At 66.0% G+C, this 15277-nt stretch carries 17 protein-coding genes; 5 read left to right on the top strand and 12 right to left on the bottom strand.

Annotation, left to right across the window (positions count from 1 at the left end; all coding sequences use genetic code 11):
• Positions 1-63: 63 nt before the first annotated feature.
• The 4 genes from MJ606_RS14380 to prmB form a co-directional block, all read right to left on the bottom strand.
• The gene (locus MJ606_RS14380) at positions 64-1083 is read right to left on the bottom strand and encodes a D-glycerate dehydrogenase (protein ID WP_243050225.1); all 1020 of its coding nucleotides are present in this window, start codon (positions 1081-1083) and stop codon (positions 64-66) included.
• Positions 1084-1123: 40 nt separating this feature from the next.
• On the bottom strand, positions 1124-2212 hold the full coding sequence (aroC, locus tag MJ606_RS14375) for a chorismate synthase (RefSeq protein ID WP_243050224.1): 1089 nt from the start codon (positions 2210-2212) through the stop codon (positions 1124-1126).
• Between the two features lie 133 nt (positions 2213-2345).
• The gene (locus MJ606_RS14370) at positions 2346-2888 is read right to left on the bottom strand and encodes a GNAT family protein (RefSeq protein WP_243050223.1); all 543 of its coding nucleotides are present in this window, start codon (positions 2886-2888) and stop codon (positions 2346-2348) included.
• A 7-nt stretch (positions 2889-2895) separates the two neighbouring features.
• Positions 2896-3822 (bottom strand): 50S ribosomal protein L3 N(5)-glutamine methyltransferase, encoded by a 927-nt coding sequence (prmB, locus tag MJ606_RS14365; RefSeq protein WP_243050222.1) that lies wholly within the window; start codon positions 3820-3822, stop codon positions 2896-2898.
• A gap of 93 nt (positions 3823-3915) precedes the next feature.
• On the opposite strand from prmB, the gene asd reads away from it, so the two are divergent.
• Both asd and MJ606_RS14355 read left to right on the top strand, forming a co-directional pair.
• The gene (gene asd / locus MJ606_RS14360) at positions 3916-4761 is read left to right on the top strand and encodes an archaetidylserine decarboxylase (RefSeq protein WP_243050221.1); all 846 of its coding nucleotides are present in this window, start codon (positions 3916-3918) and stop codon (positions 4759-4761) included.
• Between the two features lie 155 nt (positions 4762-4916).
• Positions 4917-5354 carry a hypothetical protein gene (locus tag MJ606_RS14355; RefSeq protein WP_243050220.1) on the top strand — a complete coding sequence of 146 codons (438 nt, stop codon included), beginning with the start codon at positions 4917-4919 and terminating at the stop codon, positions 5352-5354.
• A 67-nt stretch (positions 5355-5421) separates the two neighbouring features.
• Here the strand turns inward: MJ606_RS14355 and MJ606_RS14350 are convergent, their stop codons facing one another.
• Positions 5422-6918, bottom strand: a complete 1497-nt coding sequence (locus tag MJ606_RS14350) for a transglycosylase SLT domain-containing protein (RefSeq protein WP_243050219.1) — start codon at positions 6916-6918, stop codon at positions 5422-5424.
• Between the two features lie 212 nt (positions 6919-7130).
• Between MJ606_RS14350 and greB the strand changes: the two genes are divergently transcribed.
• Complete coding sequence (gene greB / locus MJ606_RS14345) at positions 7131-7628, top strand: transcription elongation factor GreB (RefSeq protein ID WP_243050218.1); 498 nt, start codon at positions 7131-7133, stop codon at positions 7626-7628.
• A 33-nt stretch (positions 7629-7661) separates the two neighbouring features.
• On the opposite strand, the gene MJ606_RS14340 is transcribed toward greB, so the two are convergent.
• The 4 genes from MJ606_RS14340 to rimO form a co-directional block, all read right to left on the bottom strand.
• The gene (locus tag MJ606_RS14340) at positions 7662-8156 is read right to left on the bottom strand and encodes a hypothetical protein (protein WP_243050217.1); all 495 of its coding nucleotides are present in this window, start codon (positions 8154-8156) and stop codon (positions 7662-7664) included.
• Positions 8157-8210: 54 nt separating this feature from the next.
• A complete protein-coding gene (gene phnD / locus MJ606_RS14335) occupies positions 8211-9242 on the bottom strand; it encodes a phosphate/phosphite/phosphonate ABC transporter substrate-binding protein (protein ID WP_243050216.1) in 1032 nt (343 codons plus the stop codon).
• A gap of 110 nt (positions 9243-9352) precedes the next feature.
• On the bottom strand, positions 9353-10156 hold the full coding sequence (locus MJ606_RS14330; RefSeq protein ID WP_243050369.1) for a DUF3025 domain-containing protein: 804 nt from the start codon (positions 10154-10156) through the stop codon (positions 9353-9355).
• Between the two features lie 20 nt (positions 10157-10176).
• The gene (gene rimO / locus MJ606_RS14325) at positions 10177-11496 is read right to left on the bottom strand and encodes a 30S ribosomal protein S12 methylthiotransferase RimO (protein ID WP_243050215.1); all 1320 of its coding nucleotides are present in this window, start codon (positions 11494-11496) and stop codon (positions 10177-10179) included.
• 103 nt (positions 11497-11599) lie between these two features.
• Between rimO and MJ606_RS14320 the strand changes: the two genes are divergently transcribed.
• Together MJ606_RS14320 and MJ606_RS14315 are read left to right on the top strand one after the other, a co-directional pair.
• Positions 11600-12271: a dienelactone hydrolase family protein gene (locus MJ606_RS14320; protein WP_243050214.1), complete on the top strand. Its 672-nt coding sequence runs from the start codon at positions 11600-11602 to the stop codon at positions 12269-12271.
• Complete coding sequence (locus MJ606_RS14315) at positions 12268-12684, top strand: HIT family protein (RefSeq protein WP_243050213.1); 417 nt, start codon at positions 12268-12270, stop codon at positions 12682-12684. Before MJ606_RS14320 ends, MJ606_RS14315 begins: the two co-directional genes overlap by 4 nt.
• Before the next feature lie 69 nt (positions 12685-12753).
• Here the strand turns inward: MJ606_RS14315 and MJ606_RS14310 are convergent, their stop codons facing one another.
• The 3 genes from MJ606_RS14310 to apbC all read right to left on the bottom strand — a co-directional run bounded on the left by MJ606_RS14310 (position 12754) and on the right by apbC (position 15144).
• Positions 12754-13218, bottom strand: coding sequence for a hypothetical protein (locus MJ606_RS14310; protein WP_243050212.1), 465 nt, complete (start codon positions 13216-13218; stop codon positions 12754-12756).
• Positions 13219-13342: 124 nt separating this feature from the next.
• On the bottom strand, positions 13343-13909 hold the full coding sequence (gene dcd / locus MJ606_RS14305) for a dCTP deaminase (RefSeq protein WP_243050211.1): 567 nt from the start codon (positions 13907-13909) through the stop codon (positions 13343-13345).
• A gap of 146 nt (positions 13910-14055) precedes the next feature.
• Positions 14056-15144 (bottom strand): iron-sulfur cluster carrier protein ApbC, encoded by a 1089-nt coding sequence (gene apbC, locus MJ606_RS14300; protein WP_243050210.1) that lies wholly within the window; start codon positions 15142-15144, stop codon positions 14056-14058.
• Positions 15145-15277: the final 133 nt, after the last annotated feature.

The raw sequence follows: 15277 nt of genomic DNA, 5'->3' as shown, positions 1-15277 counted from the left end.
CTGCGGAAATCTAGCCGGGGCGGCGCGCAAAACAACCTGCGACACGCATGGGCGTGAAAGTCATCACGCTTTGGGTGCCTTCCAGCGGTTCATCACCGCCGGATTGAGCGGCGTAGGCGGCTTTCCTGCCGCCTCGCCATAGCCCAGTGCCGCGAGCACATTGTCGACGGCGATGTTGGCCATGCCGCGGCGCGTATCTTCGCTGGCGCTGGCGATATGCGGGCTAAGCACGACATTGTCCAACAGCAGGAGGTCCGGATGCACCACCGGCTCGCCCTCGAACACGTCCAGGCCGGCGGCGGCCAGGCGCCCGTCGCGCAACGCCTCGGCCAGGGCGGCATCGTCCACGATGCCGCCGCGGGCGATATTCACCAGCACGGCCGTGCGCTTCATCTGCGCCAGCTCCGCCGCACCGATGGCATGGCGGTTTTCCGGCGTGAAGGGCAGCACCAGCACCAGGAAATCCGCCTGGCGCAGCAGCTCGGGCTTGCCGACCAGGGTGGCGCGGCATTCGCGCTCCACCGGTTCGGGCAGCCGCGAACGGTTGTGATAGAGCACCCGCATGTCGAAACCGGCGGCCCGGCGTGCAATGGCCTGGCCAATGCGCCCCATGCCGAGGATGCCCAGCGTGCGGCCATGCACATCCAGCCCGAGCCAGTCGTCGAAACGCATGCGGCTGCCGGCCCACTGCCCTGCCCGCAGCCAGCGCTCGGCCGCGCCCACCCGGCGCGCGGCGGCCAGCATCAGCGCCCAGGCATAGTCGGCCACGCTCTCGTTGAGCACCTCGGGGGTATTGCTGGCCAGCACACCCGCGCGGGTCAGCGCCTCGACATCGAGGTTGTTGTAGCCGACGCCGAGATTGGCCAATACCTTCAGGCGCCGGTTCCCTTCCAGCACCGAGGCGTCCACGCGATCGGACAGCGCGACGATGGCGCCATCCACGCCGGCCAGTTTTTCCTTGAGCTCGGCGGCACTGTGCGGACGCTCCACCGCCTCGGCCTGCACGTCGACATATTCGGCCAGCCGCGCCAGCACTTCGGGAAACAGGGGGCGTGATACCCAGACTTTCAGCTTCACAGTCATCGATGCGTACTTCTGCTCTCTAATCCATCCTGCCAGCCCGTCAGGGGATGCGCGGCCCCACGTCGCCCACGTCACCGCATTGCGCACGATGTCGCAAGGCGTGATCCATCAGCACCAAGGCCATCATCGCCTCGGCGATGGGCGTGGCGCGGATGCCGACGCAGGGATCGTGCCGCCCCTTGGTGACCACTTCGACTGCTTCGCCGGCCAGGTTCACGCTGCGCCCCGGGATGAGGATGCTCGACGTGGGCTTGAGCGCCATCGAGGCCACGATGGGCTGTCCGGAACTGATGCCGCCGAGGATGCCGCCCGCATGATTGGACGCAAAGCCGTCCATCGACATTTCGTCGCGATGCTGGCTGCCGTGCTGGGTGACCACGCCAAAGCCGTCGCCGATCTCCACGCCCTTGACCGCGTTGATCGACATCAGCGCCGCGGCGAGGTCGCCATCGAGCTTGCCGTAGATCGGCTCGCCCCAGCCCGGCGGCACGCCATCGGCCACCACGTTGATGCGCGCGCCGACCGAATCACCCGACTTGCGCAGCGCATCCATATACGACTCCAGCACCGGCACCTCGTGGGCATCGGGCCAGAAGAACGGATTCTGCTCCACCACGCTCCAGTCGAACGAGCCGGGGGTGATCTCGCCGATCTGCGCCATGTAGCCACGCACGCGCACGCCATGGCGTTCGGCCAGCCATTTCTTGGCGATCACGCCCGCCGCCACGCGCATGGTGGTTTCGCGCGCCGAGGAACGCCCGCCGCCGCGCGGATCGCGGATGCCGTACTTCTGCCAATAGGTGTAATCGGCGTGGCCGGGACGGAAGGTCTCGACGATGTTGCCGTAGTCCTTGCTGCGCTGGTCGGTATTGCGGATCAGCAGCGCGATCGGCGTGCCGGTGGTCTTGCCTTCGTAGACGCCGGAGAGGATCTCGATATCGTCCGCCTCGCGTCGCTGCGACGTGTGGCGACTCCTGCCGGTGGCGCGGCGATCCAGGTCGGCGCGGAACTCTTCCGCCGCGATGGGCAGCCCCGGCGGGCAACCATCGATCACGCAGCCGATGGCGGGACCGTGGCTTTCGCCAAAGGTGGTGACGGTGAAGAGTTTGCCGAAGGAGTTGCTGGACACGGGGCGTCGCGACAGCCGGGAAAGCTGCACAGCTTAACCCCGTTGAGCATCGCCGGGTGGATTCCCGCCTTGTTTTCCCGATGGTTTTAGTTGTAACGATGCCGGAATGGCGGGTCGCACAGCGGGGGCGCTCCTACCCGGCGGACATCCCGCGCCATTCCCGCGCCAGCAGGGCGAACACCACGTCATCCACCCATTCGCCGCGAAACCACAGGCTTTCGAGCATGTGAGCCTCCTGACGCAAGCGCAGCGCACGCATCAAGGTCATGCTCGACGTATTGCGTGGATCGACCGAGGCATGCACGCGATGGACCTTCAGCGCGCCGAACAGGAAGTCCAACAGCGCCCGGCTCGCCTCGCGGGCCATGCCCCGCCCCTGCCATGACGGCGCCAGGTTGATGCCGAATTCGGCCTGGCCATCACCGGAGAGGCAGAACCCCAGGTCACCGGCCAACGCACCATCGGCACGCAGCCGGATAGCCCGCTGGAACCATTGGCCCGCTACCGGCGCGGTGATCGCCGACTGGTGTTGGATGAAGCGCTCGACCTCGGCCAGCGACTCCGGCCGCCAGCCCTGGTAGCGCCACACCTCGGGATCGGCGCGGTAGCTGAACAAGCCTGGCGCATCGGCGAGCTGAAGTGCATCGAGCCGGAGGCGATCCGTCACCAGCTCCATCGCCGGATCAGCGTCCCTGGCGGGCTTCGGCGGCCGCGCGGATCGCCCCGGCATGCTCGATCAGGTCGCGGCGCTCCAGCGCGAACACGCCCATCGCGCCCACCTTGAATTCGATCCACACGAACGGCACCTCCGGCAGCAACGCCGCCAGCGCGTGCTCGCTCTCGCCCACTTCCACGATCAGCAGGCCATCCTCGGTGAGGTAATCGGCGGCCTCGTTGAGCATGCGCACGCAGATATCCAGGCCATCCTCGCCCGAGGTCAGGCCGAGCTTGGGCTCGTGGCTGTACTCGCCCGGCAGCGCGGCGTATTCGTCCTCGGTGACGTAGGGCGGATTAGACACGATGAGGTCGTAGCGGCGACCCTTGAGCCCGTCGAACAGGTCGGACTTGATCGCCTCGACGCGGCCTTCCACATGCTGGAACACAATGTTCTCGCGCGCCAGCGACAGCGCCTCGTCGCTGATGTCGACGATGTCGACCTGCCAGTCGGGGTGGTACTCGGCCATGGCGATGCCGATGCAGCCCGAGCCGGTGCACAGGTCCAGCGCGCGCTCGACCTGACGATGGTCGAGCCACGGCGTGAAGCCCGACTCGATCAGCTCGGCGATCGGCGAGCGCGGCACCAGGGCGCGGCGATCGCTCTTGAACTTGAGGCCGGCGAACCAGGTTTCGCCCACCAGATAGGCCACCGGCAGCCGCTCGTTGACGCGGCGCTCGATCAGCGCCAGCACGCGCTCGCGCTCCGCCGTGGTGAGCCGGCCCGCGCCATAGGCCGGCGGGATATCCGGCGGCAGATGCAGGCTGGCCAGCACCAGGTGGGTGGCCTCATCGATGGGGTTGTCGTGGCTGTGGCCGAAGGTGAGCCCGGCCGCCGAGAAACGGCTGGCGCCGTAGCGGATGAAGTCGATGATGGAGGCGAGTTCGTGGGTCACGGCGGCGTCTGGGCGTCAGGGGATCGCCAAGTATAGCCGGAGCCGGGTCGTCACCCAGGCGTAATACGGCCGCGCATCGTTCATACTTGCGGGATGACCTTCAACGTATTCCTGCAGTACATCCTGCCCCATCGCGCGCTGTCGCGGGTGGTCTACTGGGCCACGCGCTGGACCTTCAAGCCGTGGAAGAACTTCCTGATCGGCACCATCGTGCGCGAGTATCAGGTCAACATGGCCGAGGCGGCGCAGCCCGATCCGCTGGCCTACCAGCACTTCAATGCGTTCTTCACGCGCAAGCTGCGTGCCGATGCGCGCCATGCCGACGCCAATCCGGCCGCGCTGCTCTCGCCCGCCGACGGCCGGATCAGCCAGCTGGGCAAGATCGTCGACGGCCGCATCTTCCAGGCCAAGGGCCAGGAATACACCGCCGCCGAGCTGCTGGGCGATGAAGCCAGCGCCGCGCCGTACCGCAACGGCCGCTTCGCCACCATCTACCTGTCGCCGCGCGACTACCATCGCGTGCACATGCCACTGAAGGGCACGCTGAAGGAAACCGTGCACGTGCCCGGCCGCATCTTCAGCGTGGCGCCGTTCGCGGTGGAAGCCATTCCCCGCCTGTTCGCCCGCAACGAGCGCCTGGTGTGCCACTTCGAGGGCGAGCACGGGCCGTTCGTGGTGGTGATGGTGGGCGCCATCCTGGTGTCCAGCGTGGCCACTGTGTGGGACGGCCTGGTGATTCCCCCGTATGCCTCGTCCATCCGCCGCAAGTCCTTCATCGGACAGAACATCACGCTGGACCGCTTCGCCGAGATGGCCCGTTTCAACATGGGCTCCACGGTGATCATGCTGTTCCCCGAAGACTCGGTGACGCTGGATGCCCTGATGCCGCAGCAGCACGTGCAGGTGGGCCAGCGTATGGGCATCCAGCCAGGCGTCTGATCAATCGCGTCAATTTTTTGACGCGCACAGTGACGCGCCTCGTCATTTTGTGACTTTTTTGGGCTTATAACTATATGTAGAAGGAGCAGACCCATGCTTCCCTCTTGGTGTCGCCCTGCGCGGGCGCCACCCCAAGGGACAAACCAAGGACATCCATGCGCATCGTCACCCGCCTTATTGCGATGAATCGTGGCCGCCAGATCGGCCGCCAACTGCGCGAGATCGAGCGCAGCATCCGCGCCCTGCCCAAGCGCAACCGCGCTCGTCTGGGGACCCTGGCCTTGCGCGAGATCGGCCACGCCTCGCGCAGTGATTTCCCGCACCTGTATGGCACGCCGCCGGGGGAGCGCTACCTGCCGTGGGGCCAGGGCACCGATATCGGCTTTGCCCGCTCCCGCTCGGACAACGCCGAGGTAGCCATGCGCGGCATCGCCCTGTGGCTGGCCGTGGCCTACCACGAGACCAAGGACAGCCCTCACCCGAACATGCAGCCGCACCACCGCGAACTGATGCGGGTGCTGCGCGGACTGAAGGAAGAACACAACTCCGATCCGATGCAGTCCTGGATGCACACACCGCATGCGGCCGCCTGACCCCGCACGCACCGTGAAAGAAAAACGCCGCCCTGCGGGGCGGCGTTTTTTTGGCCATGCCTTCCCCTTATCGACAGGTCGGCAATTTCAGCGTCTGGCCCGGCTTGATGTGCTGGCGACTGAGGTCATTCATCTCCGCCACTTCTTGCACGCTGGAGCAGCCCAGCTTGTTGACGATGCTGGTGAGCGTGTCGCCGCGCCTGACCACATAACTGCGGGTCTTGCCGGAACTGGATGAATGCGTCGGCGCCGACGTCGCCACCGGCGCGGGCGGCACCACCGGCAACACGGCGGTATGCAGGTCGTTGGCCAGGATCGGCCAGGGGCCATCCGTGCAACGCGCCTCATAGGGCCGTTCGAGCATCTTGGGCACCATGATGCGCACGCCAACGGGCTGCGCCACCTGCGGGTCGAGTCTCGGGTTGAGGTTGCGCAAGGTGCGGAACCAGCCGTCGCTCATGCCACCGGCCGAGCCCAGGCAGACGGTCAGCTCGGTGAGCGAGGCCGGCCGCTTGAGCACGATGCTACCCGGCGCGCCGTCCACCCGCGGGAAACGCAGGTTGTAGCTTTCCGGATGCAGGAACAGCCAGGCAGCCGCCAGCACCGACGGCACGTAGTCACGGGTTTCCTGCGAAAGCTGGTTGTAGATGGTGGGGTCGTACAGGCTCACCGAGGTGTTGTCGCCCACCAACCGGCGCATGCGCCCCTCGCCGCCGTTATAGGCGGCCAGGGTCAACTCCAGATTATTGTTGAAGGCCTTGAGCTGTTCGTCCATGTACTCGGCATTGGCGCGCGCCGCCTCGGCCGGATCGAAGCGTGAATCGAAACCGTCTTCGGTATTGAGGCCAAAGCGCAGGCCGGTGGCGTACATGAACTGCAACGGGCCCGCCGCGCCCGAGCGCGACACCGCATGCACCTTGCCGCCGGATTCCTTGGCCAGGATGCCGAACAGCAGCGCCTCGGGCAGATCCTGCTTCTGGTACTCCGGCCACATCTGGTAGCGCAGGAATTCGTAATTGACGTAGGCATCCATCAGGTTGCCGCGCCACTGGGTGAGCCACATCTCCAGCGCCGCCTTGACCGGGCCATTCATGGCGATCAGCTGCGACAGCTGCTGACCGCGCAGCAAGGTCACGCTGCGTTGCGCCTCGGGCAGGCTGGCCGCGCCGGTCTTGCCGCTGTTGCTGCCCTCGGGCATATCGTCGTCCATGCCGTCCAGGTCATCGCCCAGCGCGAAATTGCCATCCTTCAGGCGCAGCAGGCGATCGAACACCGAGAAGAAACGCTGCGGGTCGCAACCCGCCGTGCCCGGGCAATGGGCCGCCGCATCCTTCAGCTGGTTCAACGAAGCATCCAGGGTTTGCTGCGAGGCCTGCGCATGGCCGGCGCGCGCCTGCTCCAGGGCCGTTTCATAACCCTTGCTGGCCTGGTCAAGCTGCGCATACAGCTGGCTGGTCTGGGGGGAAGGCTTGGGGGCAGCGGAAGACGCACAGGCAGCCAGCAAGGTGAGCGCGCAGGCCAAAGGAGCCAGACGCAAGGAGTTGAGGAGGGCACGGGGAGCCATGGACGACTTCATTGTCAGATCGAAGGGCCGACCTTACTGCGCCCAGGGTCAATGGCTCAACCAGTGTTTATCGCCGCAGCATGTCGTCGCATCCACGTGAAGACGCCGTGCCGCCGCACCTGCGGCGCACCGGGCAGCAACACCGATATCCTGCGCACGGGACGTCCGCATAAAATCGCCCACCGACATTCAGCACCACGGATATACCGACCATGAGCCGCTGGCGCCCACCCGCACCGCATTCCACCGCCATCATCACGCGCGAAGGCTTCGAGAAGCTCAAGGCGGAACTCGACCACCTGTGGCACACGCTGCGCCCGGAAGTGGTGAAGGCGCTGGCGGCCGCCGCCGCCGAGGGTGATCGCTCCGAGAACGCCGAGTACACCTATCGCAAGAAGCAGTTGGGCGAGATCGATCGCCGCGTGCGCTACCTGAGCAAGCGCATCCCGTCGCTCAAGGTGGCCGAGGGCGCGCCAGCCGATCGCGACGTGGTGTTCTTTGGCGCGAGCATCGAGCTGGAAAACGTCGAATCCGGGGAAAGCGTGCTTTATCGCATCGTCGGTCCTGACGAAACCGATGCACGCCTGGGCTGGATCAGCATCGACTCGCCACTGGCACGCGCCGCCCTGAAGAAGCGCCTGGACGATGAGTTCGAGGCGGAACTGCCCGGTGGGCGAACGCGTTTTGCGATCGTGGCGGTGAATTACTGAGCGGCGCGTGCCACGCCCCGCTCAGCTGGCCCATTAGTGGCCACCCTGCAACAACGCCGCCACCTGGGCCTGGTGCGCATCGACAAAACGGATATTGTCGGGATTGACCCATACCTGGTTGAGGTTATGGGCCAGCGCAGGATCATTGCGCGCCTGCGCCGCCATCGCCGCGTTCAACAGCGCGATATTGGCCAGCATGAACTCGCGTGGCGTGAAGCCGTACTTCTTCACCAATGCCGGAATGCGCGGATCGCCCGCCATCGCCTGCGCGGCCAGGTCATTCAAGCTGTGCACCTTGCCTGGGTCGGGCGCCGCCTGCGGCGGAATGCCTGACGCACGCGCTTCCTCGGTGGCGGCGACCAGGCGATTGAATACGTCGTCGTTCAACGTATAGCCCTTGATCTGCTGCTTGTCCGCTTCCGGCAAACCGGCAGGCGCGAGCTGGGCATGAACACAGGGCACCACGCCAACGGCAACAGCCAGCACGCCCAGGGCGCAGGCGCGCAGTACACGATCGAAAGCAGGCATCGATATCTCCAGAACGGGCAAAAACAAGTGGGTATTGGACAACGAAATGGCTGCTCAGTGCCGCTGCAGCTGCTGGAGGGCGTTCTGATAGTCCATGTCGATCTGCTTGAGCCTTGCATGGCGGGCCGATTCGTTGACCCAATGGCCGTGCTCCGCCTGCTCGCGGACCAACTGGAACTCCATGTCGACGAAGGGTTTCAGCACGCTGTTGTCGGCCGGTGCAAACCCGGCCAGGTCCGGGATGCGCGCAAGATTGGCGCGTTCTCGCTCGCCTGCCGCTCCCGCTGACTGCCCATACCCGCGCATGGCCGCGATCAGCCGGCTGCGCAGCGGTTCGGGCATGCCATCGCGCACCACCAATACGCCCGAAGGGATGAGGCTGGATTGCCAGATCACCTTGAGCTGCGAGGCCTCGCTGGGAAAGTTCCTGCGGAACAGATCCAGGTCTGGATTGTTGCCGGTGGCCACGTCTACCTCGCGATTGACGACGGCGAGCGCGTTGTTCTGGTGGTTGCCCACGCGCACGCTGGCAAAGAAGGTGTCCGAATTGAGCCCGCGCGAGGCAAACACCTGCGCCTCAGGCATCACGTAGCCCGTCACCGAAAGCGGCTCGCCGCGCGCGTAACGCCAATGGCGTGGATGATCGAGCAGGTCATTGAGGTTGTGGATCGCGCTATCGTTGCGCACCAGCAGCATGGCTACGTTGCCCCTGGCGCCGTCGCTGCGCACGAACTGCGCCACCACGCTCATATGTTGGTGTGCGACAGCCTCGATCGCCAACCGCCCGGACAGGAATGCGATATCGACGCGCTGGTCACCGATGGCACCGGACAAGCCCGCATAGCTGCTTACCGATACGGCCGTCACCGGGTGCCCCAGCTTCTTCTCCATGTCCGCCAGCAAGGGCTGCCACTGCTCGCGCGACTCGGCTGCGCTGCCGATCGGCAGGATGCCAAACCGGATGGCGGTGGAATCTTCGCCCATCCCCGCCGCTGCGTCGTCCGCCCGCAGCGACACGCCGAAGCCGAGCAGGCAGGCCAGCAGGCCGGCCCGAAGCCACCACCTTCGCCTCTCTCCCAAGCGCATGCGACAACCCTTGTCCATGGTCCGCTCCCAGCGCCCTCGCTGCCCAGGCGTTGTAGCGCGATTGCGGCGGCACCGCAATTTGCCGGGGCTACTACCTGGCGGCTACGGCCTCAAAGACGCGCCGCAGGCGGATAACTGCGCCCTTCCCTGCGCGGCTGATAGCACACGGCATTCCTGTGGAACGCCTCTTCGTCATTGGCGGGATGCCAGCCAGGCAGGCCCGATAGCGGCAACGGCCGCAGCTCCAGCGGGTCGTGCAACAGGTTCCCGCCGGCAATCGCCGTCGCACAGGCATGTTCGGCCGCACCGCCTTCGCTGTCGGCCAGAAAGACCAGCGCCTTGCCCACCAGCAGCTTGCCCGGCGACAGCGCATGTTCCAGCAGGGCATGGCCAAACACCTCGATCGAGGCTCGGCCATCCTGCCATGCGGCGCGTTCGCGCCAGAACAGGCCATGCCAGTCATGCGCATCCCACAAGCGCAACAACGCCGGGTCACGCAACGCCACGATGACGCCGGCTTCGTCGAAATGCGTCATCGCGTACTGCGCGCGCGAACGCTCGCGCGTGCCCATGCGAGCGATCTCGGCCACCTGCCGGGCATTGAGCGCCTGCTTGATGGCGGGATAGCGCAGCCATATCAGCGCGTTGAACAGGTCGTGCCAGTTCGCCTCGCGCGTGGCGATGGCCCCGCGTTCGGCGATGCGTTGCTCGTAATGCAGGCCATCGCCCAGCAAGGCCTGCGTCTGGGCGACAAAGCGCGCGGCCATCGCCGCCGGCCGCGCCGCATTGAGCGTATCGACGGACGGCCAATCGACGCCTTGCAACCACCCGGCGTGCGCTCGCCAGGCAGCCAGCGGCAAGCGTGAGAACACCGCCGGCTCGACCGCTCCACGTGCTGGCGCGACATAACGCATCACGCCATCCTTCTGGCCACTCAGCCCGCGAGGCGCGCGTGCAGGTCGTGCTCGTCGGCGTCTTCCACCACCACCTCGACGAACTGGCCCGGCTTGAGCAGCTGACCGTTGGCGATATGCACCACGCCATCGATCTCCGGCGCATCGGCGGCCGAACGCGCAACGGCACCTTCGGCACCGGCCTCGTCCACCAGCACCTTGATGGTGCGGCCGATCTTGCGCTGCAGCTTGGCGGCAGAGATTTCCGCCTGCACCGCCATGAACTGTTCCAGGCGGTCTTCCTTCAATTCCTCGGATACCGGATCGGGCAGCTCGTTGGCCTTGGCGCCGTCCACCGGCGAATAGGCGAACGCGCCCACGCGATCCAGCTCGGCCTCGCGCAGGAAGTCGAGCAGCTCCTCGAACTCCGCGTCCGTCTCGCCGGGGAAGCCGACGATGAAGGTGCTGCGCAGCGTGATGTCCGGCACCGCCTTGCGCCAGTTGCGAATGCGCTCCAGCGTCTTGTCGATATTGCCCGGGCGCTTCATCAGCTTGAGGATGCGCGGGCTGGCGTGCTGGAACGGGATGTCCAGGTACGGCAGGATCTTGCCCTCCGCCATCAGCGGCATCACCTCGTCCACATGCGGGTACGGGTAGACGTAGTGCAGGCGCGTCCACGCGCCCAGTTCGGACAGGCCCTCGCACAGCTCGGTCATGCGCGTGCGATAGCGCTTGTCGCGCCACTGGCGCTCGGCGTACTTCACGTCCACGCCGTAGGCGCTGGTGTCCTGCGAGATCACCAGCAACTCCTTCACGCCGCCCTTCACGAGACGCTCGGCCTCGATCAGCACTTCATCGACCGGGCGTGAAACCAGATCGCCACGCATCGACGGGATGATGCAGAAGCTGCAGCGGTGATTGCAGCCCTCGGAAATCTTCAGGTACGCATAGTGCTTGGGCGTGAGCTTCACGCCGGTATCGGGAATGATGTCCAGCAGCGGGTTGCGCCTGGGCGGCAGCGCGCTGTGCACTGCGCTCATCACGCTGGCGTAGTCCTGCGGGCCGGTGATGGCGAGCACGTCCGGGTAGGCCTCGCGGATCAGCTCCGAGCGCTTGCCCAGGCAGCCGGTGACGATCACCTTGCCGTTCTCGTGCAGCGCCTCGCCGATGGCGTCCAGCGACTCCTGCACGGCGGCATCGATGAAGCCGCAGGTGTTGACCACCACCGCATCGGCCGCGCCGTAGCTGGGCACGATCTCGTAGCCCTCGACCTTCAGCTGGGTGAGGATGCGCTCGGAGTCGACCAGCGCCTTGGGGCAGCCAAGACTGACGAAACCGACTTTGGGGGAGGCCTGCGACATGGATGTGCAACCGTAACTATGCGGAAAACGGACCATTATACGTGACGGCCGGCCTGATCCCTGAATGGCTAGAATTCGCCTTTACCGCCAGGGAGACACCGCCATGGGCCACACCATCAGCCTCAACACCACGCGCACGCAGTGCATCGGCGCCTACCTGGCCCAGCCGGCCGGCAAACCCAAGGGCGGCATCGTGGTGATCCAGGAAATCTTCGGCGTCAACGCGCATGTGCGCAGCGTCACCGACCGCTTTGCCGAAGCCGGCTACACGGCCATCGCGCCCTGCTTCTTCGACCATCTGGAAACCGGTGTGGAGCTTGGCTACGACGAAGCCGGCTTTACGCGCGGCAGGGCGCTGGTGGCGGAACTGGGCCTGGACCGCGCGCTGGAGGATGTGGCCAGCGCCGCCGAGGCGATCGCCTCCGCCGGCCGTATCGGCACGGTGGGCTATTGCTGGGGTGGCACGGTGGCCCTGCTGGCAGCGCTGCGCCTGGGCCTGCCCTCGGTGAGCTACTACGGTGCGCGCAACCTGCCCTTCCTCGGTGAAAAACCCAAGGCGCCGGTGATGTTCCACTTCGGTGAGCTGGACAAGAGCATTCCTCCGGACATGGTGCAGAAGCACCGCGAGATGCTGCCGCAGATGGAACTGTTCACCTACCCCGCCGACCATGCGTTCAACCGTGACGTGGGCGACCACTACGACGAGGCCAGCGCCAAACTCGCCTACCAGCGCACGCTGGCCTTCTTCGACAAGCACCTGGCGCACGGCGCATGAGCGAGACGGCGTTCATGCTCGATCCGCGGCTGCAGGCCGACACGCGCCATGTCGTATCGCTGCCGCTTTGCGACGTGCGACTGATGAACGATGCGCGCTTCCCCTGGCTGGTGCTGGTGCCCCGCCGCGCCGGCCTGGTCGAAATCTGCGACCTGCCCGCCGATGCGCAAGCCCTGCTGTGGCAGGAGGCGAACCTCGCCGCGCACGTACTGCGCTCGATCGCGCCCTTCGAGAAGCTCAACCTCGGCGCGCTGGGCAACATCGTGCGCCAGCTGCATATCCATGTGGTGGGACGACGTGAAGGTGATGCGGCGTGGCCCGGACCCGTGTGGGGCCATGGTCGCGCGGAACCCTACGCCCCGGATGCGCTGGAAAGGCGGATGGGGCAACTGCAGGACGCACTGGTTACGTGAAGCGCGCGGTCGCGAAAACCACAAAAAAAACCGCGGATCGCTCCGCGGTTTTTTTCATTCCATCCGCTATCAGTAGTGCTGCTGCGGCGGCGGCGCGTCGGCAGCCTTCGGCGGCGCCTTGTAGTCCTCGAGGTCGCGAGCCTTGGTGTCGACCACACTGATCTTCTTCAGCGTGCCGCCATCGTCGTAATACACGGTGAAGCCATAGTCGAGCTGCAGGCGCGCCATATACTGCAGGTGCTGCTTGCGGATCTTGGAGTCGTCGCTGGGTTCGAGCAGCACGGTCTTGGGCAGGCGGCCCTGATCCTTCAGATAGGCGAAGTGACTGCCGGTATCCAGCGCGGACAGCACGGCGCCGTCGACCACGAACTGGCCGCTCTTGTAGGCCTGGATCACCGCATCGAACTGGCTCTTCATGTCGGCGGTGCGCACTTCGTCCTTGGTGCTGCCGCGATGGCAGCCGGCCAGCACCAGCATGCTGCCCAGCAGGATGGCTGTGGCCGCACGGGTCATCAGCGTGGAAAAACGGGTCATGCGGGATCTCCTGCAATGCATTGGTGTAGACAATGGTGAAGTGTAGCGCCGCCCCGGGCCTTCGCTGCGGCCCCGGACGGCAACCATTCAGCTGTATGGTGACCGCGTTCGCGAACGTGAACGATCAGGTACGCGGCAGGGTCACGCCCTGCTGGCCCTGATACTTGCCGCCGCGGTCCTTGTAGCTGGTTTCGCATTCCTCGTCGGACTCGAGGAACAACATCTGCGCCACGCCCTCGTTGGCGTAGATCTTCGCGGGCAGCGGCGTGGTGTTGGAGAACTCCAGCGTCACGTGGCCTTCCCACTCCGGCTCCAGCGGCGTCACGTTGACGATGATGCCGCAGCGCGCATAGGTGCTCTTGCCCAGGCAGATGGTGAGCACCTTGCGCGGAATGCGGAAGTACTCGACCGTGCGCGCCAGCGCGAACGAATTGGGCGGGATGATGCACACGTCCGCCTCGACGTCGACGAAACTGGTCGGATCGAACGCCTTCGGGTCCACGATGGTGGAATTGATATTGGTGAAGATCTTGAACTCGCGCGCGCAGCGCACGTCGTAGCCGTAGCTCGAGGTGCCGTAGGAGACGAGCCTGTTGCCCTCGCGCACCTTGACCTGGCCCGGCTCGAACGGCTCGATCATGCCGTGCTGCTCGGCCATGCGGCGGATCCACTTGTCGGATTTGATGCTCACTCGGACTCCCGAAGGGGGTTGTCGGTCACGCCGGCTGGCGTAAAGACCGGAAAAATAGCGGAAATTGCCCCTGCACCGCCAGTCGGTGGGGGATGCGGCGTGGCAACCGGCGCATCCATCCGTACGGAAGGCTGCCCGACCCAAACCTAGGGCGCGCCCTGCACCATGATCTTGCCCAGCCCCAGCGACTTATTGCGCGGCAGCCGCGACAGCCGTCCGGCGGCGTTGCGTGCGATTTCACGGTAGCGGGCGGCCAGGTCGGAATCGGGCATGGCGGCCACCGTCGGCGTGCCGCCGTCGGCCTGCTCGCGAATGCGGATATCCAGCGGCAGCGAGCCCAGGTACGCCACCTGGTACTGCCCGGCCATGCGTGCACCACCGCCCTCGCCGAAGATGTGCTCCTCGTGGCCGCAGTTCGAGCACACGTGCGTGGCCATGTTCTCCACCACGCCCAGCACCGGCACCTCGACCTTCTCGAACATCTTCAGTGCCTTGCGCGCGTCCAGCAGGGCGATGTCCTGCGGCGTGGTGACGATCACCGCGCCGGCCACCGGCACCTTCTGCGACAGCGTGAGCTGGATGTCGCCGGTGCCCGGCGGCAGGTCGACGATGAGGTAGTCCAGTTGCTCCCAGCGACTGTCGCAGAGCAGCTGCATCATGGCCTGGGTGACCATGGGGCCACGCCAGATCATCGGCGTTTCCTCGTCCACCAGGAAACCGATCGACATGGCCTGCAGGCCGTGCGCTTCCAGCGGAATGATGGTCTTGCCGTCGGGCGACTGCGGCTTGCCGGTGATGCCGAGCATGCGCGGCTGGCTGGGGCCGTAGATGTCCGCGTCCAGCACGCCCACCTTGGCGCCCTCGGCGGCCAGGGCCAGCGCCAGATTGGCCGATACCGTGGATTTGCCCACGCCGCCCTTGCCCGAGGCCACTGCGATGATGTTCTTCACGCCCGGCAGCGGGCCCAAGGTGCCCTGCACCTTGTGCGAATGGATGCGCGTGCCGATCGAGACCGAGGCCGCGGCGATGGCCGGGTCGGCCTCCAGCGCCTGCTTCACGCGGGCAGCGAGGGCGTCCTTGGACCCCAGGGCGGGATAGCCAAGCTGGATGTCCACCGACACACGATCACCGTCCACGCCCACGGCGCGCACGGCGTCGGCGACGGGAGCGCCGGTATGGGGATCTTCCAGCGCGCCAAGCAGTTGGCGGACCAGGGCTTCATTCGCCTGCGTCATATCGATAGGTGGACTGTCATGGGTGGTCGCCCATTATGCCAGCCCTGGCCCACCGACCCATCGCCCGGCTTTCGCAATGCAGCTTGACTGTCTCGCGCGGCGTCGGTCAGGCTCGGCCCATACTGTTTCGTAC

The sequence above is a fragment of the Dyella sp. RRB7 genome, from assembly GCF_022761115.1.
GTDB lineage: Bacteria > Pseudomonadota > Gammaproteobacteria > Xanthomonadales > Rhodanobacteraceae > Dyella.
This window is presented reverse-complemented; position numbering and strand designations above follow the sequence as displayed.

Coding starts and splice junctions, on each gene's coding strand:
- MJ606_RS14380 (WP_243050225.1), bottom strand. CDS start 1,083: ATGACTGTGAAGCTGAAAGTCTGGGTATCACGCCCCCTGTTTCCCGAA.
- MJ606_RS14370 (WP_243050223.1), bottom strand. CDS start 2,888: ATGGAGCTGGTGACGGATCGCCTCCGGCTCGATGCACTTCAGCTCGCC.
- asd (WP_243050221.1), top strand. CDS start 3,916: ATGACCTTCAACGTATTCCTGCAGTACATCCTGCCCCATCGCGCGCTG.
- MJ606_RS14355 (WP_243050220.1), top strand. CDS start 4,917: ATGCGCATCGTCACCCGCCTTATTGCGATGAATCGTGGCCGCCAGATC.
- MJ606_RS14350 (WP_243050219.1), bottom strand. CDS start 6,918: ATGGCTCCCCGTGCCCTCCTCAACTCCTTGCGTCTGGCTCCTTTGGCC.
- greB (WP_243050218.1), top strand. CDS start 7,131: ATGAGCCGCTGGCGCCCACCCGCACCGCATTCCACCGCCATCATCACG.
- MJ606_RS14340 (WP_243050217.1), bottom strand. CDS start 8,156: ATGCCTGCTTTCGATCGTGTACTGCGCGCCTGCGCCCTGGGCGTGCTG.
- phnD (WP_243050216.1), bottom strand. CDS start 9,242: ATGCGCTTGGGAGAGAGGCGAAGGTGGTGGCTTCGGGCCGGCCTGCTG.
- MJ606_RS14330 (WP_243050369.1), bottom strand. CDS start 10,156: ATGCGTTATGTCGCGCCAGCACGTGGAGCGGTCGAGCCGGCGGTGTTC.
- rimO (WP_243050215.1), bottom strand. CDS start 11,496: ATGTCGCAGGCCTCCCCCAAAGTCGGTTTCGTCAGTCTTGGCTGCCCC.
- MJ606_RS14320 (WP_243050214.1), top strand. CDS start 11,600: ATGGGCCACACCATCAGCCTCAACACCACGCGCACGCAGTGCATCGGC.
- MJ606_RS14315 (WP_243050213.1), top strand. CDS start 12,268: ATGAGCGAGACGGCGTTCATGCTCGATCCGCGGCTGCAGGCCGACACG.
- MJ606_RS14310 (WP_243050212.1), bottom strand. CDS start 13,218: ATGACCCGTTTTTCCACGCTGATGACCCGTGCGGCCACAGCCATCCTG.
- apbC (WP_243050210.1), bottom strand. CDS start 15,144: ATGACGCAGGCGAATGAAGCCCTGGTCCGCCAACTGCTTGGCGCGCTG.